The sequence below is a fragment of the Nocardiopsis ansamitocini genome (assembly GCF_030268225.1).
Classification (GTDB): Bacteria; Actinomycetota; Actinomycetes; order Streptosporangiales; family Streptosporangiaceae; genus Nocardiopsis_D; species Nocardiopsis_D ansamitocini.
Map to the genome: position 1 here is coordinate 423,299 of NZ_BSQG01000001.1, position 22,930 is coordinate 446,228.

At 69.3% G+C, this 22,930-nt stretch carries 23 protein-coding genes and 1 riboswitch; of the genes, 11 read left to right on the top strand and 12 right to left on the bottom strand.

The window, feature by feature from the left end:
* Positions 1-314 precede the first annotated feature (314 nt).
* From QSJ59_RS01915 to pyrR, 3 genes are read right to left on the bottom strand one after another with little or no spacing between them, the layout of a single operon-like run.
* Positions 315-1,610, bottom strand: a complete 1,296-nt coding sequence (locus QSJ59_RS01915; RefSeq protein WP_285756903.1) for a dihydroorotase — start codon at positions 1,608-1,610, stop codon at positions 315-317.
* Positions 1,611-1,627: 17 nt separating this feature from the next.
* Entirely contained in the window at positions 1,628-2,554 is a 927-nt protein-coding gene (locus QSJ59_RS01920) for an aspartate carbamoyltransferase catalytic subunit (protein WP_285756904.1), read from the bottom strand.
* The gene (pyrR, locus tag QSJ59_RS01925; RefSeq protein WP_285756905.1) at positions 2,551-3,180 is read right to left on the bottom strand and encodes a bifunctional pyr operon transcriptional regulator/uracil phosphoribosyltransferase PyrR; all 630 of its coding nucleotides are present in this window, start codon (positions 3,178-3,180) and stop codon (positions 2,551-2,553) included. Before pyrR ends, QSJ59_RS01920 begins: the two co-directional genes overlap by 4 nt.
* Before the next feature lie 535 nt (positions 3,181-3,715).
* Between pyrR and bldD the strand changes: the two genes are divergently transcribed.
* On the top strand, positions 3,716-4,210 hold the full coding sequence (gene bldD / locus QSJ59_RS01930; protein WP_285756906.1) for a transcriptional regulator BldD: 495 nt from the start codon (positions 3,716-3,718) through the stop codon (positions 4,208-4,210).
* 193 nt (positions 4,211-4,403) lie between these two features.
* Here bldD and QSJ59_RS01935 read toward each other — a convergent pair whose 3' ends face one another.
* Positions 4,404-4,856, bottom strand: a complete 453-nt coding sequence (locus QSJ59_RS01935; protein WP_285756907.1) for an SAV_6107 family HEPN domain-containing protein — start codon at positions 4,854-4,856, stop codon at positions 4,404-4,406.
* Positions 4,857-5,099: 243 nt separating this feature from the next.
* Here QSJ59_RS01935 and QSJ59_RS01940 point away from each other — a divergent pair, with 243 nt between their 5' ends.
* Positions 5,100-5,591, top strand: a complete 492-nt coding sequence (locus tag QSJ59_RS01940; protein ID WP_285756908.1) for a YbaK/EbsC family protein — start codon at positions 5,100-5,102, stop codon at positions 5,589-5,591.
* A gap of 28 nt (positions 5,592-5,619) precedes the next feature.
* A complete protein-coding gene (locus QSJ59_RS01945) occupies positions 5,620-6,219 on the top strand; it encodes a GNAT family N-acetyltransferase (protein ID WP_285756909.1) in 600 nt (199 codons plus the stop codon).
* On the opposite strand, the gene metF is transcribed toward QSJ59_RS01945, so the two are convergent.
* Positions 6,146-7,105 (bottom strand): methylenetetrahydrofolate reductase [NAD(P)H], encoded by a 960-nt coding sequence (gene metF / locus QSJ59_RS01950; protein ID WP_285756910.1) that lies wholly within the window; start codon positions 7,103-7,105, stop codon positions 6,146-6,148. The genes QSJ59_RS01945 and metF overlap by 74 nt on opposite strands.
* Before the next feature lie 171 nt (positions 7,106-7,276).
* Here metF and QSJ59_RS01955 point away from each other — a divergent pair, with 171 nt between their 5' ends.
* From QSJ59_RS01955 to QSJ59_RS01965, 3 genes are all read left to right on the top strand, one after another.
* Positions 7,277-8,347: a polyprenyl synthetase family protein gene (locus tag QSJ59_RS01955; RefSeq protein WP_285756911.1), complete on the top strand. Its 1,071-nt coding sequence runs from the start codon at positions 7,277-7,279 to the stop codon at positions 8,345-8,347.
* A gap of 198 nt (positions 8,348-8,545) precedes the next feature.
* Entirely contained in the window at positions 8,546-9,778 is a 1,233-nt protein-coding gene (locus QSJ59_RS01960; RefSeq protein ID WP_285756912.1) for a DUF418 domain-containing protein, read from the top strand.
* Positions 9,779-9,833: 55 nt separating this feature from the next.
* On the top strand, positions 9,834-10,718 hold the full coding sequence (locus QSJ59_RS01965) for an SDR family oxidoreductase (RefSeq protein ID WP_285756913.1): 885 nt from the start codon (positions 9,834-9,836) through the stop codon (positions 10,716-10,718).
* 36 nt (positions 10,719-10,754) lie between these two features.
* Here the strand turns inward: QSJ59_RS01965 and thiE are convergent, their stop codons facing one another.
* The gene (thiE, locus tag QSJ59_RS01970) at positions 10,755-11,408 is read right to left on the bottom strand and encodes a thiamine phosphate synthase (RefSeq protein WP_285756914.1); all 654 of its coding nucleotides are present in this window, start codon (positions 11,406-11,408) and stop codon (positions 10,755-10,757) included.
* A 48-nt stretch (positions 11,409-11,456) separates the two neighbouring features.
* Positions 11,457-11,816 (bottom strand): Rv2175c family DNA-binding protein, encoded by a 360-nt coding sequence (locus QSJ59_RS01975; RefSeq protein ID WP_285756915.1) that lies wholly within the window; start codon positions 11,814-11,816, stop codon positions 11,457-11,459.
* Positions 11,817-11,940: 124 nt separating this feature from the next.
* Positions 11,941-12,052, top strand: a riboswitch (TPP riboswitch).
* Here QSJ59_RS01975 and thiO point away from each other — a divergent pair.
* The 4 genes from thiO (at position 12,046) to pknB (ending at position 16,417) form a co-directional block, all read left to right on the top strand.
* Positions 12,046-13,221 carry a glycine oxidase ThiO gene (thiO, locus tag QSJ59_RS01980; RefSeq protein ID WP_285756916.1) on the top strand — a complete coding sequence of 392 codons (1,176 nt, stop codon included), beginning with the start codon at positions 12,046-12,048 and terminating at the stop codon, positions 13,219-13,221. It overlaps the preceding riboswitch by 7 nt.
* Positions 13,222-13,321: 100 nt before the next feature.
* A complete protein-coding gene (gene thiS / locus QSJ59_RS01985) occupies positions 13,322-13,522 on the top strand; it encodes a sulfur carrier protein ThiS (protein WP_285757850.1) in 201 nt (66 codons plus the stop codon).
* 2 nt (positions 13,523-13,524) lie between these two features.
* Positions 13,525-14,301, top strand: coding sequence for a thiazole synthase (locus QSJ59_RS01990; protein WP_285756917.1), 777 nt, complete (start codon positions 13,525-13,527; stop codon positions 14,299-14,301).
* Positions 14,302-14,449: 148 nt separating this feature from the next.
* Positions 14,450-16,417 carry a Stk1 family PASTA domain-containing Ser/Thr kinase gene (gene pknB, locus QSJ59_RS01995; protein WP_285756918.1) on the top strand — a complete coding sequence of 656 codons (1,968 nt, stop codon included), beginning with the start codon at positions 14,450-14,452 and terminating at the stop codon, positions 16,415-16,417.
* Between the two features lie 332 nt (positions 16,418-16,749).
* On the opposite strand, the gene QSJ59_RS02000 is transcribed toward pknB, so the two are convergent.
* From QSJ59_RS02000 to QSJ59_RS02020, 5 genes are all read right to left on the bottom strand, one after another.
* Positions 16,750-18,465 (bottom strand): sodium:solute symporter family transporter, encoded by a 1,716-nt coding sequence (locus QSJ59_RS02000; protein WP_285756919.1) that lies wholly within the window; start codon positions 18,463-18,465, stop codon positions 16,750-16,752.
* Positions 18,462-18,845 (bottom strand): hypothetical protein, encoded by a 384-nt coding sequence (locus QSJ59_RS02005; protein WP_285756920.1) that lies wholly within the window; start codon positions 18,843-18,845, stop codon positions 18,462-18,464. The genes QSJ59_RS02000 and QSJ59_RS02005 overlap by 4 nt, the downstream gene beginning before the upstream one ends.
* Entirely contained in the window at positions 18,842-19,582 is a 741-nt protein-coding gene (locus tag QSJ59_RS02010) for a LytR/AlgR family response regulator transcription factor (protein ID WP_285756921.1), read from the bottom strand. Before QSJ59_RS02010 ends, QSJ59_RS02005 begins: the two co-directional genes overlap by 4 nt.
* A gap of 151 nt (positions 19,583-19,733) precedes the next feature.
* Positions 19,734-20,906: a sensor histidine kinase gene (locus tag QSJ59_RS02015; RefSeq protein ID WP_285756922.1), complete on the bottom strand. Its 1,173-nt coding sequence runs from the start codon at positions 20,904-20,906 to the stop codon at positions 19,734-19,736.
* A gap of 52 nt (positions 20,907-20,958) precedes the next feature.
* Positions 20,959-21,561 carry a molybdopterin-dependent oxidoreductase gene (locus QSJ59_RS02020; protein ID WP_285756923.1) on the bottom strand — a complete coding sequence of 201 codons (603 nt, stop codon included), beginning with the start codon at positions 21,559-21,561 and terminating at the stop codon, positions 20,959-20,961.
* Between the two features lie 288 nt (positions 21,562-21,849).
* On the opposite strand from QSJ59_RS02020, the gene aroF reads away from it, so the two are divergent.
* Entirely contained in the window at positions 21,850-22,890 is a 1,041-nt protein-coding gene (gene aroF / locus QSJ59_RS02025; protein WP_285756924.1) for a 3-deoxy-7-phosphoheptulonate synthase, read from the top strand.
* Positions 22,891-22,930: the final 40 nt, after the last annotated feature.

The following is a 22,930-nucleotide window of genomic DNA, read 5'->3' on the forward strand; positions in this document are numbered from 1 at the left end:
TCGTTCACCGCTCCTCGCTCGCTACGCCACCGGCGAGAGAAGCGCTACGCGCAACCGCCACCGACGACTCCGCTCGCTGCGTCAGGCTCACTCCGCCGCCCCCGAACACAAGGATCGCGGGTACCTGCATGGTTTTCTTCTCCTCCGTAGGACGGCCGTGCGCCGCCTGGTCGTTCACCGCTCCTCGCTCGCTACGCCACCGGCGAGAGAAGCGCTACGCGCAACCGCCACCGACGACTCCGCTCGCTGCGTCAGGCTCACTCCGCCGCCCCCGAACACAAGGATCGCGGGTACCTGTGCCTGGCTGCTTGTTGTCACTGGACCTTCCCATCGAGGACCGTCGGGATACCGCGCAGGAACGTCGCTGCGACCCGACCGGGCAACCGCATGCCCCGGTAGGGGGTGTTCGCGCTTTTGGAGACCATGGACGCGGCGTCGACCACGCGTTCCGCAGCGGTGTCGTAGAGCGTGATGTTGGCGGGTTCGCCGATCACGAGCGGGCGGCCGTGACCGGCCAGTCGGCCGATGCGTGCCGGGATCGCCGACATTCGCTCAGCCACCCCCGCCCAATCCAGAAGCCCGGTGTCGACCATGGCGTGCTGCACGACCGAGAGCGCGGTCTCCAAGCCGATCATTCCCATTGCGGCGTTGGCCCACTCCGTCTCCTTGGCCTCGACCGGGTGCGGGGCGTGGTCGGTGGCAACGCAGTCGATGGTGCCGTCGGCCAGCGCCTCACGCAGCGCCTGGACGTCCTCGGCGGTGCGCAGAGGCGGGTTGACCTTGTAGATCGGATCGTAGCTCTCGGCGAGCTCGTCGGTGAGCAAGAGGTGGTGCGGGGTGACCTCTGCGGTCACGTCGCAACCGCGGCTCTTGGCCCAGCGGATGATCTGCACGGACCCCTTGGTGGAGACGTGGCAGATGTGCAGGCGGGAGCCGACGTGTTCGGCGAGCAGGCAGTCGCGGGCGATGATCGCCTCTTCGGCCACCGCCGGCCACCCGCCCAGTCCGAGACGGTCCGAGACCTCGCCCTCGTTCATCTGGGCGTGCTCGGTGAGGCGGGGCTCCTGGGCGTGTTGGGCGACGACACCGTCGAATGCCTTGACGTACTCCAGGGCGCGGCGCATCAGCAGCGCGTCGGAGACGCACATACCGTCGTCGGAGAACATACGGACCCTGGCCGCGGAGTCGGCCATCGCACCGAGTTCGGCCAACCGCTCGCCTCCCAGGCCCTTGGTCACCGCGCCGATGGGCTGCACGTCGCAGTACCCGGCCTCGCGGCCGAGCCGCCAGACCTGCTCGACGACTCCGGCGGTGTCGGCGACGGGGTCGGTGTTGGCCATCGTGCACACGGCGGTGAACCCGCCCATGGCAGCGGCGCGGGAACCACTGGCGACGGTCTCCGCGTCCTCGCGACCGGGCTCGCGCAGGTGGACGTGGATGTCCACCAGCCCGGGCAGGGCGACGAGGCCGGCGGCCTCGACGATCTCGGCGCCCTCAGCGGACAGGTCGGGGCCGAGGTCGGCAATGATCCCGTCGCGCACGAGGATGTCGGCGGGCTCCCCGCCGAGGACGCGGGCGCCCCTGATCAGGTAGGTCGTGGTCTGGCTCATGTCTGTTCTCGTCTCCCCTAGTTCCCGATGCCGGACTCGGACCCGCCGAGCAGCAGGTAAAGAACGGCCATACGCACGCTGACACCGTTGGTGACCTGCTCCACGATGGTGGAGCGGGGCGAGTCGGCGACCTCCGCGGAGATCTCCATCCCGCGGATCATCGGCCCCGGGTGCATGACCACGGCGTGCTCGGGCAACTGGGCGAAACGGTCGCCGTCGAGGCCATAGCGCCGGGTGTACTCGCGCGCGGAGGGGAAGAACGCGTCGTTCATCCGCTCGGCCTGGACCCGCAGCATCATGACGACGTCGCTCTTGGGCAGGACCTCGTCGAGGTCGTAGGAGACCTCGCAGGGCCAGCCGGCGACCGAAACCGGCAGGAGGGTGGGCGGGGCCACCAGCGTGACGTGGGCGCCGAGGGTGCGCAGCAGCAGCACGTTGGAGCGGGCGACCCTGCTGTGCAGGATGTCGCCGACGATGGCCACGCGCAGGCCGTCGAGGCGTCCCATGCGCTCACGCATCGTGTAGGCGTCCAGCAGCGCCTGGGTGGGGTGTTCGTGGGTACCGTCGCCGGCGTTGAGGACGGCACCGTCCACCCAGTTGGACAGTCTCCGTGCCGCGCCGGAGGCGCCGTGCCGGATGACCACGCCGTCGGCGCCCATCGCCTGCAGGGTGAGCGCGGTGTCCTTGAGGCTCTCGCCCTTGGAGACGCTGGAACCCTTGGCGGAGAAATTGATGACGTCGGCCGACATGCGCTTGGCCGCGGCTTCGAAGGAGATACGGGTTCGGGTGGAGTCCTCGTAGAAGAGGTTGACCACCGTTCGGCCACGCAGGGTAGGCAGCTTCTTCACCGAGCGTCCGCCGACCTGGGCGAGCTCTTTGGCGGTGTCAAGGACCAGGGTTGCTTCGTCGAGGCTGAGGTCGCCGGCGGAGAGCAGGTGTCTCATCGGTTGTCGCCCTCCGCGTGGGTGCTCTGCACGGTGGTGTCGCCGGCGTGGCCGGCACGGGGTTTGGCCGGACCGATGAGCACCGCGTCGCGCCCGTCGATCTCCTTCAGCAGCACGGTGACGCTCTCGCGCACGGAAGTGGGGAGGTTCTTGCCCACGTAGTCGGCGCGGATGGGCAGTTCACGATGGCCGCGGTCCACCAGGGTGGCCAACTGGACGGCGCGGGGCCGCCCGAGGTCGCCCAGAGCGTCCAGGGCCGCGCGCACGGTGCGGCCGGAGAACAGGACGTCGTCGACGAGGACGATGGTGCGGCCGTCGATGCCCTCCGGGGGAATCTCGGTGCGGCCGAGTGCACGGGCCGGTGCCAGGCGCAGGTCGTCGCGGTACATGGTGATGTCGAGGGAGCCCCAGGGGACCGGGCGATCCTCGACACGTTCGATGCGCTCGGCGAGACGCTGGGCGAGCGGGACTCCACCGCTGGGAATGCCCAGCAGGGTGACGTCGGCCCCGCCCTTGGTACGCTCCAGCACCTCATGGGCGATCCGGGTCAGCGCCCGGTCGATCTCGGGGCCTTCGAGGACGGCTCTGGATTCATCGCCATCATCAGCATGTTTTTGGGCATGCATGAGATGACCTCCTTCCCTGCCTCACAGAACAGGTCGTTAAAGGACGTCGGACGGCCATCACGCTATCAGCGCGGCCCCCGGCGACCGGGGGAGGCCTGGGACGCAAGGACCGGGGGCTGACAAAAATATGACACTCATCACTAGACTGGATCTTGATTTCCAACGCGCACAACTGGAGGGGACGGGGACGATTGGAGGTGGCCACCTGGACCTCCGTCCCGGAAAGCCTTGTGCGGACAGGCTTTCGATCAATGATCCGGAACCGATGTGTCCTATTTCAGTGAGGTATGAGAGACCTCTCACTTACGCACAGTTTGGACACTTAATCGTCGCGTTTTCACCCAACGGCTTGACCTGGCGACCGGACCGCCTTACCGTCACTGTCCGTAACCATTCTGGGGGGCACGGTCGCGCGACGTCCGTACGAAACCGCACACAAGCGGCTTAACGGGCCTAGCGCGATGACCGAACGAACTCGCTCGCCGAGTCCGCTGCCCGCACCAGCCACCTTCACGGCCGGGGAGCACTGAAGAAGATGCCATCCGAATACGCAAAGTCTCTGGGCGCGCGATTGCGCGCCATCCGCACCCAGCAGGGCTTGTCCCTGCACGGGGTCGAGGAGAAGTCGCACGGGCGGTGGAAGGCCGTCGTGGTCGGTTCCTACGAGCGCGGCGACCGCGCCGTTACCGTGCAGAAGCTGGCCGAGCTGGCTGACTTCTACGGTGTGCCGATGTCGGAGCTGCTCCCGGGCGGGGCCGCGCCGTCGCCGCTGGCCCCGACGCCCAAGCTGGTCATCGACCTGGAGCGCATGCAGCAACTGCCCCAGGACAAGGCCGGGCCGCTCGCCCGCTACGTCGCCACCATCCAGAGCCAGCGGGGCGACTACAACGGACGCGTGCTGTCCATCCGCCAGGAGGACCTGCGCTCGCTGGCCGTGATCTACGACCGCTCGCCGGGCGACCTCACCGAGGAGCTCATCAACTGGGGCGTGCTCGACCCCGAGGCCCGCCGCGCGGTGGACGCCTTCTAGAGTCCTCCGGGCGACGCGTCGCCCGGCAACGGCTTCTTCTTCACCTGTGGCCGCGCCCCTCCCAGCAAGGCGCGGCCCCCGGGCGCGCGTTTTGCACGCCCGCTTCCCCTCGTCCCCAGGGGAAACAACGGATCCATGACAGCGGTGGCCGCCATCAACGGCCGCCGCTGTGCTGTCGGGACGCTGCGTCGACCTACCCCGTGCGGCGCAGCGGGCCGCACCCCAACAGGGACTCCACCACCGCCAGGAAGGCGCGGGCGTCGTTCAACAGGACATCCGCCTGCTCCGCGGTGACCGCGGGCCCCAGGCCGGCCTCGGCAGCCGCCCTCTTGGCCGCACCGGCGGCGAAGTACAGCGCCCACTCGTGGAGCTCGGGTGCTGCTGCGGGCAGCAACTCCCACGCACTGCGCGGGCCGCGTGCCCGTCCCTGCTTGGCCCCGGGATCAGCACGCTGGGCCAATACGGCGGCGGCGGTGCGCAGCGCGGCGAGATGAGCGTTGACATAGCGCAGGGCCGGGGTCGGGGCGTCCGCGGATTCGGTGAGATAGCCGCGCGCGGAGTCCAGGGCGGTCCCCACCCCGGGGACGAGCGTCCTGCGCGGTCGTCGCGCGACGTCGGAGACAGAGAAAATCGCCGGTTGGGACATTGGCGTCACCTCCAGAGGTGGCTGCCTCCTGGACGCGGTGCGGGCAAGGGGCTTGTCCACCCCCGCCCGAGCGCACGCGCCGCGGGCCGCCACGGGGGCAGCGACACGAGGCGAGCCATGAGGGGAAACACGGCAGCCTGGGCCGAACAGCAGTTCGATCTGGTATTCATTGAACACGCTCGAACAGGCGTTCGTCAACGATCGGCCCACCTTTCGAGGCCACCAGGACCTAGGATCGCCCCCATGCACCGTAATGCACGAAAAGTCGCCGACCTTCTCACGGACAAGGGCGCCCCCGGCCAGGTGCGGGAACTTCCCGAATCCGCCCGAACAGCGGCGGCCGCCGCAGCGCAATTGGACTGCGAGGTCGGCGCGATCGCCAACAGCCTGGTCTTCTCCGCACTGGACGCGGACGGCGAGCCCTCCCCCGTACTCGTACTGACCAGCGGCGCGCACCGGGTGGACACCGCCAAGGTCTCCGCCCTGATCGGCGGGCACCGGGTGGAACGTGCGACTCCGGATTTCGTACGCACCCATACCGGACAGCCGATCGGCGGGGTCGCACCCCTGGGCCACCCGGCACCGGTACGCACCCTCGTGGACGAATGGCTGGCCAAGTACGACGTGGTGTGGGCCGCGGCCGGACACCCGCACACGGTCTTTCCCACCTCGTTCGACGAACTGGTCCGTCTCACCGGCGGGGACCCCGCCGACATCGGCCAAGATCAGGGCTGATCACGAGGCCAGCCCCTAGGGTGTCGATGTGGAAACCGAAATCGAGATGTGGGAGCTGGCCGGGCCGGCGTTCGTCAACGCGGTCCCCGCGTTGATGGAGATCTACTATGCGGCCATGTCTCCGCCGCCCGACCAGTTGTCCGGGCGCCAGGCGATCATGCGCCAGCATGCCGACTACCCCCGCTTCCATTCGGTCACCGCGGTGACCGGCCGGGGAGAGGCGGTCGGCTTCGCCTACGGCTTCCACGGTGCGCCAGGACAGTGGTGGCACGACGTGGTCAGCGCCGAACTCGGCGGCTCCGACCCCGCTGGCGCCCGCCATTGGCTCGGGGACTCCTTCGAGGTCGCGGAGGTCCACGTCCTGCCGGCCTGGCAGGGCCGCGGCGTGGGCCGGGCCGTACTGCACCGGCTCACCTCCGGGCGCCGAGAGCGCACCGCGGTGTTGTCCACGCACACCGGACCCACCCCCGCCAGAGGGCTGTACTCCTCGTTCGGATTCACCGACGTGCTGGCGGAGTTCTACTTCCCGGGCAGTCCGGGACGCGCTTTCGCGATCATGGCTGCGCCGCTGCCGCTACCACTGCCGGGCGGCGGACCGGGACGAGTCGCTGGTAGATCTCGCGAGTAGCCGTGGACTGGTTGAAGGTGATGAAGTGGATCCCGGGGGCTCCCTCGTCCAACAACCGCTCGCACAAGCGCGTGGCGTGCTCGACGCCCAGCGCGCGCACGGCTTCGGGGTCGTCTGCCACCCGGGCGAACTCCTCGGCCAACCGCGTCGGGAACGGCGCGCCGGAGAGCTGCTCGGAGCGCGCGATGGTGGCGTACTTCGTGACGGGCATGATCTCGGGGATGATCGGCACGTCGCATCCCTTGGCCGCCACCCGGTCGCGCAACCGCAGGTACTCGTCGGCCTCGAAGAACATCTGGGTGATGGCGTAATCGGCGCCGGCCCTGCACTTTCGGACGAAGAAGTCCACGTCGGTGTCGATGTCGGTGGAACGCGGGTGCTTGTGCGGGAAGGCCGCGACGCCCACACAGAAGTCGCCGCTCTCCTTGATGAGGCGCACCAGCTCCTCGGCATAGGTGAGCCCCTCCGGATGGGTGGTCCACTCCCCCAGCGGGTCACCGGGCGGGTCACCGCGCAGCGCCAGCATGTTGGACACCCCCACTCCGGCAAAGCGGCCGATGAGATGACGCAGTTCACGCACCGAGTGGTCGACCGCGGTCATGTGCGCCACCGGAAGCAGAGTGGTGTCGGTGGCCATGCGCTCGGTGATGTCGACGGTGCGGTCACGGGTGCCGCCGCCTGCCCCGTAGGTCACCGACACGAAGTCCGGCCCCAATGCCTCCAACTCACGGATGACCCGCCAGAGTTTGCGCTCGGCCTGGGGCGTTCTCGGGGGGAAGAACTCGAAGGAGAAAGTGGGTCGACCTGCGGCGATCAGCTCGCGGATGTGTCGCGGGCGGGGATTGAGCGCGTGCGAGGCGACCGAACGCGTGGGTGATCCGAGCATGGCCTCCACTGTAGTCCACCTTCGCGGTGGGGTTTAAGTCCCCATAAGGCTTTGGCGACCTTGCCGGCCCTTCGTCTCGTTCCGGGCCGTCGGCACCGGCTCGCCCCGCCCCGGACGGTCAGGACGGCCGGCCGGAACGGGGTGATCGAGCGCACCCGATAGCCTGCCGGTATGAGCTTCTCCCACCTCTCCCCACTCTCGTTCGTGCGCCCGGCGGTGGACGCCGAACTCGAAGCGTTCGTCGAGCGCCGCCGCGCTCTCGTCCTGGGGATCGGTGCGGAACTCCGACCGGTTCTGGACGCCCTGGATGCCATGATCACCGGCGGCAAACGGCTGCGCCCGGCGTTTTGCTACTGGGGTTGGCGCGGGGCCGGCGGCGGGGAGGAGCGCGGGATCCACCAGGCCGCGGCATCCCTGGAACTGCTCCAGGCATGCGCGCTGATCCACGACGACGTCATCGACAACAGCGACACCCGCCGCGGCGCACCGGCGGCGCACCGGCGGCTGACCGAGTTGCACGCGACCTCCGGCTGGGATGGGGACTCCGCCTCCTTCGGCCAGGGCGCAGCGGTATTGCTGGGCGACCTGTGCCTGGCCTGGTGCGAGGACATGTACCAGTCCAGCGCGCTGCCGGCGGCGGCCCTGTCCGCCGGACGCGAGCCGTTCAACCTCATGCGCACCGAAGTGATGGCCGGCCAGTACCTGGACCTGTTGAACCAGGCGAAGGGCTCCGAAACCGTCGAGGACGCACTGCGGGTCATGCGGCACAAGACGGCCAAGTACACCATTGAGCGGCCGATGCACCTGGGCGCGGCCCTCGCCGGACGCGGGCCGGAGCTCGCACCGGTCTACACCGCCTACGCCCTGCCCCTGGGGATCGCCTTCCAACTCCGCGACGACATCCTGGGGGTGTTCGGCGCACCGGAGGAGACCGGCAAACCCACCGGGGACGACCTGCGCGAGGGCAAGCGCACGGTCCTGGTGGCCGAGACCCTGCGCCTGACCTCCCGGACCGACGCCGCAGAGTTTCGCCGTCTCCTGGGCGACCCGAAACTGGGGACCGACGCAGTGGACTGGATGCGCTCGGTGATCACCACCAGTGGTGCCCTCGACGCATGTGAGGAGCGGATCGTCGGCTATGTCGCCGAGGCCAACCGCGCCCTGGAGCACGAGGCCCTGTTCGCGAACGCGCGTCCGGCCCTGGCCGATCTGATCCTCGCCGCGACCGAGCGCAAGCACTGAGGCGATCGGAACTGCCGGGCCGCTCCCGGGAGCGGCCCGACCTCGGCCACGGGATGGCGGCAGCCCACAGCCGACCACACCATCTGCTCCTTTTGTCCGATACCGAATGGAACAATGAACACGCCCGGTCCGGGTACCGCCCCGCCCGGCCGGCGAAACGAGCCATCCCGGTAGAACGCCCCTGAGGAGTTCCCCCCGATGACCACGGAAACACCCTCGTCGTCGCTTCGGACACCGGCGGGAAGGGGCGAACGCGCACTCGCCCCCGATCTTGCCCGTGGCCTGATGCTGCTGTTGATCGCACTGGCGAACACCGCCTGGTACCTGTGGGCCTCGGACTCCGCGGCGACCTCGATCCACCCCACCGACGGATCGCCCGCGGACATGATCGTGCAGGGCGTTTTGATCACGGCCGTGGACATGCGGGTCTACCCGATGTTCGCCTTCCTGTTCGGTTACGGCATGGTGCAGCTCTCCACCCGCCGACGCGCCGCGACCAGCGAGCGTGCCGCTTTGGGACTGCTGCGGCGGCGCAACCTCTGGTTGCTGCTCTTCGGCCTGGTGCACGCCGCCCTGTTGTGGATGGGCGACATCCTCGGGGCCTACGGCCTGGTCGGACTACTCATGGGCCGGCTGTTCCTGCGCCGCACCGACCGCACCCTGCTGGTGTGGTCCGGCGTGCTGACGGGCCTGCTGGGCCTGCTGGTGGGGTTCTCGGTGGTGGGCGCGGTGTTCGCCGCGCGCGGCGACTGGGACCCGGGCGCAAGCATGAACTTCCTGTCCATGGCCAGCGCGATGCTGGGCGAGCCCGACTACCTTGCCTCGGTCGTCCAACGGCTGATGTTCTGGCCCGTTCTCGTGCTGTTCCAGGGGGTGCTGTCGCTGGTCGTGCCCATCGCCCTGCTCCTGGGTTTCTGGGCTGCGCGCCGGCGTGTCCTGGAGGAGCCGGGTCGCCATCCGGGGTTGCTGCGGGCCACGGCCGTGCTGGGCATCGGGGTCGGTTGGGCGGGCGGGCTCCCGCACGCGCTGCACCACGTCGGTGTCGTCGAGGTCTCCGCCGCCTCCGCTTCGGTGTTCCAGACCAGCCAACTCGTCACCGGACTGTTCTGCGGGATCGGTTACGTCGCGTTCTTCGGGCTCCTGGCCCACCGGCTCAGCGAGCGTGCGGCCACCAGTGCACCGGTCGTGGCGCTCACAGCGGTCGGCAAGCGCTCCCTGTCGTGCTATCTGGCCCAGTCGGTGCTGTGCGCCCCATTGCTAGCCGGTTGGGGTCTGGCCCTGGGCGGGCAACTGCACAGCGCCTCGATGGCTGCCTTCGCCATCGCTGTCTGGCTGATCACGGTCGCGCTGGCCTATCTCCAGGAGCTCCGTGGTCGACGCGGACCGGCCGAGACACTGCTGCGACGGCTCACCTACCGACGCGCCGCGTAATTCCCCGGCGCGCCGGTGGTGCGCGTAACGGGTCATTCACCGAAGATAGGGAGCCATGGGTGAGGACCAGGAAGCAACGCACACCATTGGCACTACCGGCGCGACGGGAGCGCTGGGCGGCAGAGTAGCCGCCCGGTTGGCGCGACGCGGGGTCGCGCAGCGGCTGATCGTGCGCGACATCAACCGCGCGCCGGAGCTGACCGGTTCCAGCGCGGCGATGGCGGTCTACGAGGACCGGGTCGCGTTCACACGCGCGGCCAAGGGGACCGACGTGCTGTTCCTCGTCTCGGCTCCCGAGGCCACCGACAGGGTCCGGCTGCACATCAACGCCGTGGACGCGGCGCTGGACGCCGGGGTCCGCCATGTCGTCTATCTGTCGTTCCTGGGGGCCGGGCCCGCTTCGACCTTCACCTTCGCCAGGGATCACTTCTACACCGAGGCGCACATCCGCTCGACGGGCGTGCGGCACACCTTCCTGCGGCCGAGCCTGTACCTGGACCTGCTGCCGCGCTGGGCGGGTGAGGACGGCGTGGTCCGCGGACCCGCCGGACAGGGACGGGTCGCGTGGGTGTCGCGGGACGACATCGCCGACGTGGCCGCCACCGTCCTGGCCGATCCACAGACGCACGAGGACCGGACCTACGACGTCACCGGCCCGGAGGCAGTGACGCTGTCGCAGACAGTGGACCGGCTCTCCGGGGTGACCGGGAAGCGGATCGGATACATACCCGAGACCTGGGAGGAGGCCCTGGCCTCGCGTGGCGGTCTGGGTGCACCGGACTGGGCCGTGGAGGGATGGGTCAGTTCCTACGCGGCGATCGCCGAGGGCGAACTGGACCGGGTGAGCGAGACGGTACTGGACCTGACCGGTCACCCCGCCCAGTCGATCGAGGGCTACCTGCGCAAGCATCCCAGCGCGCTCTCGCACGTGTACAAATGAGCACCGTGGCCACCGGGACCCGGTAACCGGGTGTCGTCAGCGGCAGGCCCGGTCGAGCCCCCGCTTGAACTGGGCGGCCGCTGCCCTCGGGTCGGCGGCATCGGTGATCGCGCGCACCACGACGACCCTGCGGGCGCCGGTGGCCAGGACCTCGGGCAGGTTGTCGAGGTCGATACCGCCGATGGCGAACCAGGGCCGACTTGGAGAACTGTCGGCGACCGCGCGGATGACCGGGAGCCCGGCCGCTGCCCGACCCGGCTTGGTGGGAGTGGCCCAGGCCGGCCCCACACAGAAGTAGTCCACCCCGTCTTGTGCGTCGGCTGCCGCGGCCAGTGCGACGCTGCTGCTGGACCGACCGATGAGGGGCCCGTCGCCGATGATCTCGCGGGCGTCGGGAACCGGGAGGTCGTCCTGGCCCAGGTGCAGGATGTCGGCGTGGACGGCGCGGGCGATGTCGGCGCGGTCGTTGACCGAAAGCAGGGCGCCGTGGCGGTCGCAGGCGTCGCGCATGATCTCCAGCGCCGCCAGTTCCTGGCGCGCCTCCAGGCTCTTGTCGCGCAGTTGGACCGCGTCGACTCCCCCGGCCAGTGCCTCGTCGAGGAACGCGGCGAGGTCGCCGCGTTCGCGTCGGGCATCGGTGCACAGGTAGAGACGGGCCGCATCCAGGCGTTCTCGCAAACTCGCAGTCACGCGTTTCACCCTAGCCCCGACCCGGTGCCCTGCCGCGGGCCGGGCGGACTACAGCAGCAGTGCCTGTGCGCGGCGTCGGACCTCGGTGCCGCGGTTGGCCTGGAGCGCCTCGATGGGAGATCCGGGAAGGCTCTCGTCTGAGGTGAAGATCCAGCGCAACGCCTCTTCGTCGCTGAACCCGCAGTCCGAGAGAACCGTGATGGTGCCCTGCAGGCCCTTGAGGGTGTCGCCGTCGACGATGAAGGCGGCCGGGATCGAGGGCACCCCGCTGCGGGTGGCTCCCAGGAGCCGGTACTCCCTGATCAGCTGCTTGATGCGGTTGGGGCTGACGTTGAGCGCCTTGGCCGCTTCTTTGATGGTGAGCCACTCGCCGACGAGGGCGTCGGTGTCGCGATCGATCTGTATCACCCTCCCAATCTCCCACACAACGACCACGGTCGCGGGCCCTGTCCCCGGTTATCGCTTTGGGCGTAGTGGGCCGGGCCCCTTCGGCGGGGAACCGGGCAAGCACCTAGAATCGTGGTGAACGTACACAGATCCCCGCGGGAGCCGGGTGTGATCCGGCTGAGAGGGAGGCTGCAAGCCTCCGACCGCACGAACCTGATCCGGGTCATGCCGGCGAAGGGAGTGGAGCGTCATGGACCATGAGTCGTCCCCTCGACGGACCTCCCTCACGGCCCCGGACGTGGTTGTCGCGGGAGCCGGACTCATCGGGCTGGTCACCGCGTGGCGGGCCGCCCGGCTGGGCCTGAGGGTCGGCGTCGTCTCGCCCGAGGAACCCGGAACCGCGTCGGGTGTGGCCGCGGGGATGCTCGCCCCGGCCACCGAGGCGACGTTCGGGGAAGAACCGCTGATGCGCTTCGGGATCACGTCCCGCGACCGCTACCCGAGTTTCCTCAACGAACTGGCCGAGGACACCGACGTCTCCCCCGGGTACCGGACCAAGGGCACGCTCCAGGTCGCCTTCGATACCGACGACATGGCCGTCCTCACCGAGTTGCGCGACCTCCGGGATCGGCTGGGGCTGCGGACCGAACGCTTGACCTCGCGTGAGTGCCGCCGGCTGGAACCGGCGCTGGCGCCCTCGGTCCGCGGCGGGATCCTCGCTCCCGACGACCACTCCGTGGATCCGCGCAGACTGACCGCGGCGCTGCGCTCCGCCTGCCTGCGACACGGTGTCGCCTTCATCCCCGAACGGGTCGCCGAGGTGGTCCTGGCCGACGGCACGGTCCGAGGAGTGCGCCTGACCGACGGCACGACCGTGCCGGCCGGCCAGGTCGTCCTCGCGGCAGGCACCTGGACTTCGCAGATCGGAGGGCTTCCCACGGGGACCGTCCCGGTACTGCGGCCGGTCAAGGGCCAACTGTTGCGCCTGCGCACCCCCACCGGAGAGGATCCCATCGTCAGCCGAACCGTTCGGGGCCTGGTCAGGGGCTCCCCCGTCTACCTGGTTCCGCGCGACGACGGGGAAGTGATCGTGGGCGCGACCCAGGAGGAGATGGGACATGACACCCGTCTCACGGTGGGCGGGGTCTGGGAGGTCCTGCGTGATGCCCGGGAGCTGGTGCCGGGGGTCGCCGAGCTGGAGATCGCCGAGACCTGCGTGGGCCTTCGGCCCGGTTCTCCCGACAACGAGCCCCTGCTGGGCCCGACCGGAGTTGCGGGCCTGCACCTGGCGGTCGGTCATTTCCGGCACGGCGTACTGTTCACCCCGGCCACCGGGGACGTCATGGCTCAGGCCCTGACCACCGGCAGCCTGCCGGAGTACGCCCGCCGTTTCGACGCCGCCCGGCACTTCGGCGCCACGGCCTGACCGGCAAGAGGCCGCCTGTCCTGTCATCGCAGCAGTAGTTCGGGGATCGGGCGCCGTGCGCACGGCGCCCGATCCCCGCGGAAAGGTTCGAGTGAGAACAGTGGACGTGATCATCAACGGTGAACGACGCCACGTGGACACGGGCGCCACCGTGGCCGACGTGGTGCGCGGGTTGACCGACGCGCACAGCGGTGTAGCAGCTGCGGTGAACGACGAGGTCGTCCCCAAGACCCACTGGAACGACACCGAGGTGTCGGCCGGGGACCGGGTCGACGTGCTGACCGCGGTTCAAGGGGGCTGACGATGACTGACACCACTTCGGAGCGCGACCCCCTGGTGATTGCGGGACGGGCGTTCGGCTCACGGTTGATCATGGGAACCGGCGGAGCGCCCTCCCTCCAGGTCCTGGGCGAGGCACTGCGCGCCTCGGGAACCGAGTTGACCACCGTTGCGATGCGCCGGGTGGACCCGGGTGCCCAGGGATCGGTCTGGGACGTGCTGCGCGAGAACGGCATCCTGCCGCTGCCCAACACCGCCGGCTGTTTCACCGCGACCGATGCCCTGCGTACGGCCAGGCTGGGCAGGGAGGCACTGGAGACGGACTGGGTGAAGCTGGAGGTGGTCGCCGACGAACGCACGCTCCTGCCCGACCCGGTGGAACTGCTGGAGGCCGCCGAGCAGCTGGTGGACGACGGTTTTGTCGTCCTTCCCTACACCAACGACGATCCGATCCTGGCGAGGCGGCTGGAGCAGGTGGGCTGTGCGGCGGTGATGCCGTTGGGCGCCCCGATCGGTTCGGGGCTGGGCATCCGCAACCCGCACAACATCGAACTGATCGTCGAGGAGGCCGGCGTGCCCGTCATCCTGGACGCCGGGATCGGAACGGCCAGCGAGGCCGCGTTGGCCATGGAACTGGGCTGCGACGCCGTCCTGTTGGCGACGGCGGTGACCCGCGCCCAGGAACCGGTCCGCATGGCGCGGGCCATGCGTGACGCGGTGACCGCGGGCCGCCAGGCAAGGCGGGCGGGACGGATCCCGGTGCGCCGCTACGCACAGGCGTCCTCACCCGCCGTGCAATGACGCGGTGCCACACGCCGGGCGACACACCGCCCGGCGTGGTGCGAAGACGCGTCCGCACCTGCGACGGAAGCACTCATTACCCGTTTTCCACGGACAAGAAACAGTCTCAGCCGCACTCCGTGCCGCATTCGCCCGTAAACTGCCCTTCGTGGACATGACGACTGCGGACGCGCTTGTTGGAACGACCCTTGATGGCCGCTACCTCATCCAGTCACGGGTCGCCGGGGGCGGAATGGCCACGGTCTACGCCGCGCACGATGAGCGACTGGACCGTCACGTCGCGCTAAAGGTGATGCATCCGACCCTGGCGCGCGATCCCCAATTCGTGCAGCGCTTCATCAACGAGGCGCACTCCGTCGCCAAGCTCTCGCACCCCAACGTCGTCCAGGTCTACGACCAGGGCACCGACCAGGGGCACGTTTACCTGGCGATGGAGTACGTTCCCGGACGTACGCTGCGCGAGCTGCTCAAGGCACGCGGTCGCCTGAGCCCCCGTGAGGCACTTCAGGTAATGGTCCCGGTACTCGCCGCGCTGGGCGCGGCCCACCAAGTAGGCATGGTGCACCGGGACATCAAGCCCGAGAACGTCCTCCTGACCGAGGACGGCAGGGTCAAGGTCGTGGACTTCGGTCTGGCCAGGGTCGTGGAGGCGACCCAACAGGGGCTGACCAAGACCGGGGCTCTGATGGGTACCGCCGCCTACCTCTCACCCGAGCAGATCTCGCACAACACCGCCGACTCCCGTACCGATGTCTACGCATGCGGGATCATGCTGTACGAGCTGCTGACCGGCGCGCAGCCGCACACCGGCGAGAACCCCATTTCGGTTGCCTACCAGCACGTGAACGAGGACGTCCCCCGACCGTCGCGAGTGGTGGAGGGCATCTCGCCGAGCGTTGACGCCTTGGTGGTTCGCGCCACCGAGCGCGATCCCCGCTATCGGCTCACCGACGCCGGCCAGTTCCTGGCGGCCGTGTTCGAGGTGGAACGCTCCCTGGGACAGACCGGCGCGAACGTGACCTTCGCCCCCGTCATGGCCGGCGCCGTCAACGAGGTCGCCTCCGGCCCCGCCGAGCCCGAGAACCAGACTCTCGTCGTCGATCTGAAACCGGGTGACCTTCCCCCGGTCGAGTACGACGACGATGACTACGACGACCATCGGCCGCCGCGACCCAGCATGCGCTACCCGCTGATGTTGATCGGGGCGCTGCTCCTGGTGGCCGGCTTGGGCTTCGGCTGGTGGATGCTCGCAGGGCGCTACGAGGTCGTTCCCGAACTCGTAGGGCTGGACCGCGACACCGCCCGGCAGGAACTCACCCCCTTGGGCCTGAAGATCACCGTCTCCGACGACACCGTCTACAGCGACGAGGCGCCGGCCGGCACCATCGCGGCGACGAACCCGAAAAACGGCGACAACATCCTGCCCGGGGAGATCATCACCGTCACCCTCTCCGACGGACCCCAGTTCGTCGAAGTCCCCGATATCTCCGGAAAGCCGATCAACGAGGCCCTGCAACTGCTGGAGGACGCCGGGCTGACCGACATCGAACAGCAGGAGGCTTCCTCCTTCGACGCCGAGCCCGGCACGGTGCTCTCCTCCGACCCCTCCCCGGGTGAGAAGGCCGATCGCGAGGGCAGCGTAGTGCTGTCGGTGAGCACCGGGTTCGCGGTGCCCGAGGTGGTGGGGAGCAACGTCAACGACGCGCGATCCCTGCTGGAGGAGAAGGACCTCAAGGTCGAGATCACCGAAGAGCACAACGACGACGTGCCCAAGGACCAGGTCATGGAGCAGTCGCCCGGCGACGGTGAGAAGGTCGGCGCCGGAGACACGGTGACGCTCAAGGTCTCCTTGGGGCCGGAGATGGTGGAAATTCCCGACATTCGCGGTTGGAAGGTCGACGACGCACGCAAGAAGCTGGAGGAACTCGGCTTCACGGTGAAGGTGCACCGTTTCGTCGGCGACTTCGTCGGCGACTACAACCCCAAGAACGAGGCCGACAAGGGCTCGGAGGTCGAGATCTGGGTGTCGCCGTTCCCCAACGGCGACGGGGACAACGACAACAGGCCGGGCGGCGGTCGCGGCGGGGGCAGGAACAACAACAACGACGACGACTGATCCGGGAACCCGCCCGAACGAGGGCTGCCGTCCGGCCGCGCCTCCCATCGCGGCGGCCGGACGACCTCTCCCCGCGCCGTTCCCCTCCTGCCCACCGCCGGAATGGTCGATGGCGACCCAACGGCGCCGGGTCCTCCCCCTCGGTAAATCGCAACGAAGCGGTCGGGGCAGGCTGCGCTGACCGATCCGTTGCTCTTTGAGATCACCCTAGGCTGCACCAGGCCGGTCATACCTGCTTCCCCTGCCCCGATCGGCAGGCGGTGCCAAGCCGTCGGCACACGGACCCGCATAGCCGATGAGTGGTTCGTTCTCGACGACGAGCGGCAGGCGCATCAGCGCCAGCGCCCCGCCTCCTGCTCGGGCAGGTGCAGCCTGGCCAGCATCGCGAGCACGTCACCGGGCACCCGCTGCCGCGTGATCAGCGAGACCCCGATCATCACTCCGGGGACCAGCAGAACCAGGAAGAATCCCGCCGGCCCCTGAAGGGCGCCCGGCAACGGCACCCCCACCGGGACGTCGTTCGCCGACAGGGCTTCGACGGCGCTGCCGACCAGACCGACCACCAGACCGGCTGCGGCCCCCACATCGGTGAGCCCACGCCACCAGATCCCGATGAGCAACAGGGGGGCGATGGTCACCGCGCTGAGGCGCAGCCCGGCGAACGCTATCGAGGCCAGGTCGGCTCCGGCCAGTTCCGGCCACGCGGTGACGATCAGCAGCGGTGTTCCGGCCGCCAGGAGCGCACCCCAGCGGTAGGCCGTGCTGCCGCCGCCGAGCACGCACTGCGAAATGGTCCCGGACAGCGCGGCGGCGAGCCCCACCGAGACCGTGACCACGGCCGACGCGACGCCGGCCGCGATCAGCACCGTCATCAGCACCCCGCTGCGCCCGGGCAGCATGCGCTCGGGCAGTTGCAGGACCGCCAGGTCGACCTGCCCGTTGACCAACAGCTCTCCCACGTAGATCCGGGCGAGCATCGCGTAGACCAGCGGAACGAGCGTGAAGACCACGACCAGCGCGGCGACCAGGGCCACCAGCCGGCGGGCCGCCCTGGGGCTGGGCGTCCCGTAGAAGCGGGTGGGGAACTGCAGGAGCCCGATAACGCCCAGAGCCACCGAGAGGTACGGCAGGTACCCGCTCAACGAACCCGGTCCGGGTCCCGGCCCGTGCCATCCGGTTTCCTCCGCCGGAGTGGGATCGACGTGGTGGGGGATCGTCGTTCCCGTTTCGAACAGCAGCACGGTGCCCGGAACGAACGCGTGCACGCCTGGTTCGAGGACCGACCGGGTGGCGACCGTCTCCCCCTGCACGGATACCAGCACGGTGACCGGGGTCGGCTCGGTGACGCCCACCGCCTGCCGGCGATCGATTTCCATCTCGGTGTCGACGCGAAAGACCGGGTCGTCGGTCACAGGGGCTCGCGGGGCGCCCTGCATCTGCCAGGCCACGAGCAGTGCGAGGGCGGGCAACGCCAGGGCTGCCAGCTTGAACCAGAAGTGCACGGCCTGGAAACGGGTACTGGAGACGCCGGAGGAGGACAGGGTCAGGACCAGGGTGACAATCGCCGTCGCCGACCAGGCCGTCCACTCCGGAAGGCTGGTGAAGGCCCGCAGCAGCAAGCCGGCCGCGATGTACTGGGCCAGGAGGAAACACCATCCGACGATCACCGCGCTGGCGCTGGTCATCCGACGGACGACGCGGGAGCCCAGGCGCCATTCAGCGAAATCCGAGTAGCTGTACACCCCTGCTCTACGCAGCGGGGTGACCACCAGGACGGCCAGCAGCACGCAGCCGAGGGCGACGGCGCTAAGCGACCCGAGGGCCTGAAGGCCCTGGGCCAGCAGCAGGCCGGCCACCCCCAACAGGAGCACCGCCGAGAGGTGCTCCCCAGCGGCGGCCGAGGCGAAGAGCAGGCTCCCCGGAGGAGCGGTCGCCAGGACGAACCCCGCACCGGCTGCGGTACGCCGGCGGTTGAGCAGCCCGGTGGTGATCAGGGTCATGACCATGACACAGCCGACGAACAGCAGCCCGCCGGCGAGCTCGGTCACGAGCCGACCGATCCCGGCGCGTCCAGGCGTTCGGCCAGCCGGACATAGACCGGGATGATCAGTACCAACAGGAGCGGCAGGCAGGCCCCCACTGCGAGTCGAATCCACCCCACGCCTTCGACGGAGAGCACGCCGGTCCGGGGGGCGAGTGCGAGCACGGCGACCGCGAGCAGGAGCAACACGACTGCGACGGTGACCGTCGCGAGGCTCAACCGGAGGTGGCGACGCATGTGCGCGGCGACGTCGGTGGTGCGTGCATGCGCCTCGACCGAGGCGGGTTCGGGGGTGATCCCCAGCGCTCGGCTGGTCGCCGGGGCCGCCACCGCGGTGCGGCGCGGTACCGGGGGCGGGGGCCGGGAAGACGCGGACGGCGAGTTCACCCTGTTCGGCCAGTACCTGAGCCGCGACGCACGAACTGGTCCCGGACTTCGCGGGTCTGCCTGCGGCTGACCGGAAGCAATTCGTCCCCGACCTGCACCTTGATCCGCGGGCCCTCGAAGCGAAGTTCGGAGACGTGCCTGGTGGCGACGAGCATACTGCGGTGGATTCGCACGAACCCTGCTCCGTCCCACTCGCGCTCCAGCGCCCCGAGGGTGCTACGGATAAGGAAGGCTCCATCGGCGGTGCGCAGCCGAACGTAGTCGCCCTTGGCCTCGGCGAACCAGATCTCGGAGCGCGGGATGAAGCGGGTGCGCCCGGCCAGCTCGATCGGAACCCTGACCTCGGTCGACGGGGTGTCCCTGACGCGGGCGACCAGCCGGCCCAGTGTGGCTGCCAGGCGTTCTTCTCTGATGGGTTTGAGCAGGTAGTCCACGGCGTTGAGTTCGAAGGCGGCGACGGCGTAGTCCTCATGGGCGGTCACGAACACGACCGCCGGCGGCCGGGGCAGTGCCGCGAGAAAACGGGCGAGGTCGATCCCGCTGGGCCCCGGCATGTGCACGTCCAGGAAAAGTGCGTCGAACCGGTCGCCCGCCTCGGCACGCTCACCGATCAGTCGCGTGGCGCCGGTGGCGCCGCCCGTAGTGGTCACCTCGGTGACGCGCGAGTCCCTGTCGAGCAGGTAGGCCATCTCCTCGCGCGCGGGGATCTCGTCCTCGACTACCAGGACCCGAAGCATGCCACCGAGAATGGCCCAGCACGGGACGGCTCGCAAGCAGTTCGGGGTGATGCGAAGGGAACGGAGGGCGATATGGCTGGATCGGGGCTGAGCAGCGCACCCAGCCCATTGTGAAGGCGGCATCGACCGCACTTCGCCGCCGAATCGAGCCTCAGCGACCGGGAGTCAGCCGAAACTTCGGGATGCGCAGGCTCACCCGGGTGCCCGCGCCGGGAGCCGTCTCGACCACCAGCCCGTAGGCGTCGCCGAACATGGTGCGCAATCGTTCGTCGACGTTGGCAAGGCCGATCCCCGCGGAGGCGCCCGCCTCTCCTGCCAGGATCGCTCGAGCCCGTTCGGGATCCATGCCGACTCCGTCGTCCTCGATGCTGATGTGCGCCTCGGCTCCGGCGTCACGGGCGATGACACTGACGTGGCTCAGGCCGGGGCGGCCCTCCATCCCGTGCCGGATGGCGTTCTCCACCAGTGGTTGCAGGCTCAGGAAAGGAACCTGGACGGCCAGCACGTCCGGGGCGACCTGCACGCTGAGGCGCAGCCGGGAGCCGAACCGGGCCCGTTCCAGAGCCAGATAGCGGTCGATGGAGCGCAGTTCCTCCTGCAATGTGGTGAGGTTGCGCGATCCGCGGAACGAATAGCGGGCGAAATCGGCGAAGTCGAGGAGGAGTGCGCGCGCCCGGGTGGGGTCGGTGCGCACGAAGGAGGCGATGGTGGTCAGGCAGTTGTAGACGAAGTGCGGGGAGATCTGCAGCCGCAGCGCCTTGAGCTCGGCGTCGGCCAGTCGGGCGCGCGAATGGTCCAGATCGGCGAGCTCCAGTTGTCCGGAGATCCAGCTGGCCACCTCGGCGGTGGCCCGGACCAGGACCGGTGACGCCTGTGCGTCGAAGGCGAGAAGCGCGCCGACCGGGCGGTCGTCGACAACGACCGGGGCCGCCACAACCACACGCAACGGGCAGGCCGGGTCGGCGCAGTGGAGCCGGTCGTCGGTGTGCAACCGGGCTCCGGTGATCGCCGGAATCGCCAGACTCGGACAGTCCTGCCGGTGGACGGCCCCCACCCCGTGCCAGGCGAGGGTGTGGGTGGTGTCGATGAGTGCCACTGCCGGGCTCCCCAGCAGCGCGTGGACGTGCCGGATCGCACGGGTGGCGGACTCGCGGTGCAGCCCCTGACGCAGCGCGGGTGCGGCCAGGGAGGCAGTGTGCAGGGTCGAGCACGTGGCGTCGGCGGCCAGCGCCCGCCGGCTCCGGTCGACCGCACGGGATCTCCGGATCAGTTCACCGGCGCACACCACGGCGATCAGGGAGGCGACGGCCGCGACGTAGACCATAGGCACAAGCTAGAGGGTCGACCGCCCCGACGAAAAACGATCGGCTCGCGGCTCAGCTCAGCGGTGGCCCCTCCCCCGGCTCTTCCTGGTAGGAGAACCGCTGTTCGGACCAGGGGTCGGCGCGGTTGTGGTAACCGCGCTCCTCCCAGAAACCGCGCCGGTCGGCGGTCAGGTACTCGATCGCGCGGACCCACTTCACGCTCTTCCAGCCGTAGAGGTGCGGCACCACCAAGCGGACCGGGTACCCGCGCTCGGCCGAGATCCGCTCGACACCGTGGTGGGTGGCCAGCAGCACGTCGGAGCGCAGGAAGTCGTCCATTCGCAGATTGGCGCTGTAGCCGTACTCGGCCCAGACCATGACGTGCGTGGCGGCGTCGGCCGGTGGGGCCAGCTCCACCATCAGCGCACTGGAAACTCCTGACCAGGCATTATCCGGAATTGTGAACTTGGTCACGCAGTGAAAGTCCGCAACTACCTCGACCCTGGGGAGTTCGTCGAAGGCCGACCAGTCCCAGCGGTGGGTGGTCGCGGAGTCGGTCGCCCCGTAGACGCAGAGGTCCCATCGCTGCTGGCGGAACTTGGGCACCGGCCCGTAGTGCAGGGCAGGAAATTCGCGCGGGACGTACTGCCCCGGCGGCAGTCGCTGCTCAGACAATCGATCTCCTCGTGATGAGGTGTCCGGGACATACTGCCAGTCCCGGCGGAGGACCCCAAAAACCCGAGGGTAGGAAGCACCGGCGGGGAATGCGCTATAGTCACAGCCATGCAGCGAAACTTCTGGCGCTTTTATGGCTACCGGCCCACGGGATCGGTCGCCCTACTAGCGCTACGCTGACAGGACGACTTCAAAAGCCCCGGGCCGACGGCCCGGGGCTTTTTTGTCTGTCCGGACACCTTCCACTTCAGCCAGCCAGTCTTCATCGCCCGGCAAAGGACAACGTTCATGGTCATCGTGATGGCTCCCGAAGCAACCTCCGACAACATCGACTCGATCGTGGAGCTGGTCGCCACCGCGGGCGGCGCAGCGTACGTCACCAGAGGGGTGAGTCGGACGATCATCGGGCTGGTCGGCGACATCGAGCAGTTCGAGACGCTCGGTATCGCGGCGATGGCCGGGGTCAGCGACGTACTGCGCATCTCGGTGCCCTACAAGCTGGTCAGCCGGGAAAACCACGGGAGCCGGACCGTGGTGAGCGTGGCCGGTGTCCCCATCGGGGGCGACACCATGACGCTGATCGCCGGGCCGTGCGCCGTGGAGACCCCTGAGCAGACCCTGGCGGCAGCCATGATGGCCAAGAGCGCGGGGGCCTCGTTGCTGCGCGGCGGCGCCTACAAGCCCCGCAGCTCCCCGTACGCCTTCCAGGGCCTCGGCGAAGCAGGATTGCAGATCCTGGCCGATGTGCGCGAGGAGACCGGGCTGCCGATCGTGACCGAGGTCGTGGACGCCCACGACGTGGAACTCGTCGCCTCCTACGCCGACATGCTCCAGATCGGTACCCGCAACATGCAGAACTTCGCGCTGCTCCAGGCCGCCGGCGAAGCGGGCAAGCCCGTGATGCTCAAGCGGGGAATGAGCTCCACCATCGAGGAGTGGCTGATGGCGGCGGAGTACATCGCCCAGCGCGGCAACCTCGACATCGTCCTGTGCGAGCGGGGAATCCGTACCTTCGAGAAGGCCACCCGCAACACCCTGGACATCAGCGCGGTCCCGGTCGCACAGAACCTGTCCCACCTGCCGGTGATCGTGGACCCCTCCCACTCGGGTGGCAAGCGCGACCTCGTCCTGCCGCTGTCACGGGCGGCGATCGCGGTCGGGGCCGACGGAATCATCGTCGACGTGCACCCGCACCCCGAGACGGCACTGTGCGACGGCCCGCAGGCACTGGTGGGCGCCGACCTGGAGGCACTGGCTGCCATGGTCGCGACCCTGCCGGCAGCGGTGGGGCGTCCCCTGACGCCCGCACGCGTACCCGCCGGGGTGTGAACGCCGACGGCTGAACGGCGGGCGAGACGCCGAACCGTCT

Bases quoted from the DNA above. Each gene is read 5' to 3' on its own strand.
- QSJ59_RS01915 (WP_285756903.1), bottom strand. From the start codon at position 1,610: ATGAGCCAGACCACGACCTACCTGATCAGGGGCGCCCGCGTCCTCGGC.
- QSJ59_RS01920 (WP_285756904.1), bottom strand. From the start codon at position 2,554: ATGAGACACCTGCTCTCCGCCGGCGACCTCAGCCTCGACGAAGCAACC.
- pyrR (WP_285756905.1), bottom strand. From the start codon at position 3,180: ATGCATGCCCAAAAACATGCTGATGATGGCGATGAATCCAGAGCCGTC.
- bldD (WP_285756906.1), top strand. From the start codon at position 3,716: ATGCCATCCGAATACGCAAAGTCTCTGGGCGCGCGATTGCGCGCCATC.
- QSJ59_RS01935 (WP_285756907.1), bottom strand. From the start codon at position 4,856: ATGTCCCAACCGGCGATTTTCTCTGTCTCCGACGTCGCGCGACGACCG.
- QSJ59_RS01940 (WP_285756908.1), top strand. From the start codon at position 5,100: ATGCACCGTAATGCACGAAAAGTCGCCGACCTTCTCACGGACAAGGGC.
- metF (WP_285756910.1), bottom strand. From the start codon at position 7,105: ATGCTCGGATCACCCACGCGTTCGGTCGCCTCGCACGCGCTCAATCCC.
- QSJ59_RS01955 (WP_285756911.1), top strand. From the start codon at position 7,277: ATGAGCTTCTCCCACCTCTCCCCACTCTCGTTCGTGCGCCCGGCGGTG.
- QSJ59_RS01960 (WP_285756912.1), top strand. From the start codon at position 8,546: ATGACCACGGAAACACCCTCGTCGTCGCTTCGGACACCGGCGGGAAGG.
- QSJ59_RS01965 (WP_285756913.1), top strand. From the start codon at position 9,834: ATGGGTGAGGACCAGGAAGCAACGCACACCATTGGCACTACCGGCGCG.
- thiO (WP_285756916.1), top strand. From the start codon at position 12,046: ATGGACCATGAGTCGTCCCCTCGACGGACCTCCCTCACGGCCCCGGAC.
- QSJ59_RS01990 (WP_285756917.1), top strand. From the start codon at position 13,525: ATGACTGACACCACTTCGGAGCGCGACCCCCTGGTGATTGCGGGACGG.
- QSJ59_RS02010 (WP_285756921.1), bottom strand. From the start codon at position 19,582: ATGCTTCGGGTCCTGGTAGTCGAGGACGAGATCCCCGCGCGCGAGGAG.
- QSJ59_RS02015 (WP_285756922.1), bottom strand. From the start codon at position 20,906: ATGGTCTACGTCGCGGCCGTCGCCTCCCTGATCGCCGTGGTGTGCGCC.
- aroF (WP_285756924.1), top strand. From the start codon at position 21,850: ATGGTCATCGTGATGGCTCCCGAAGCAACCTCCGACAACATCGACTCG.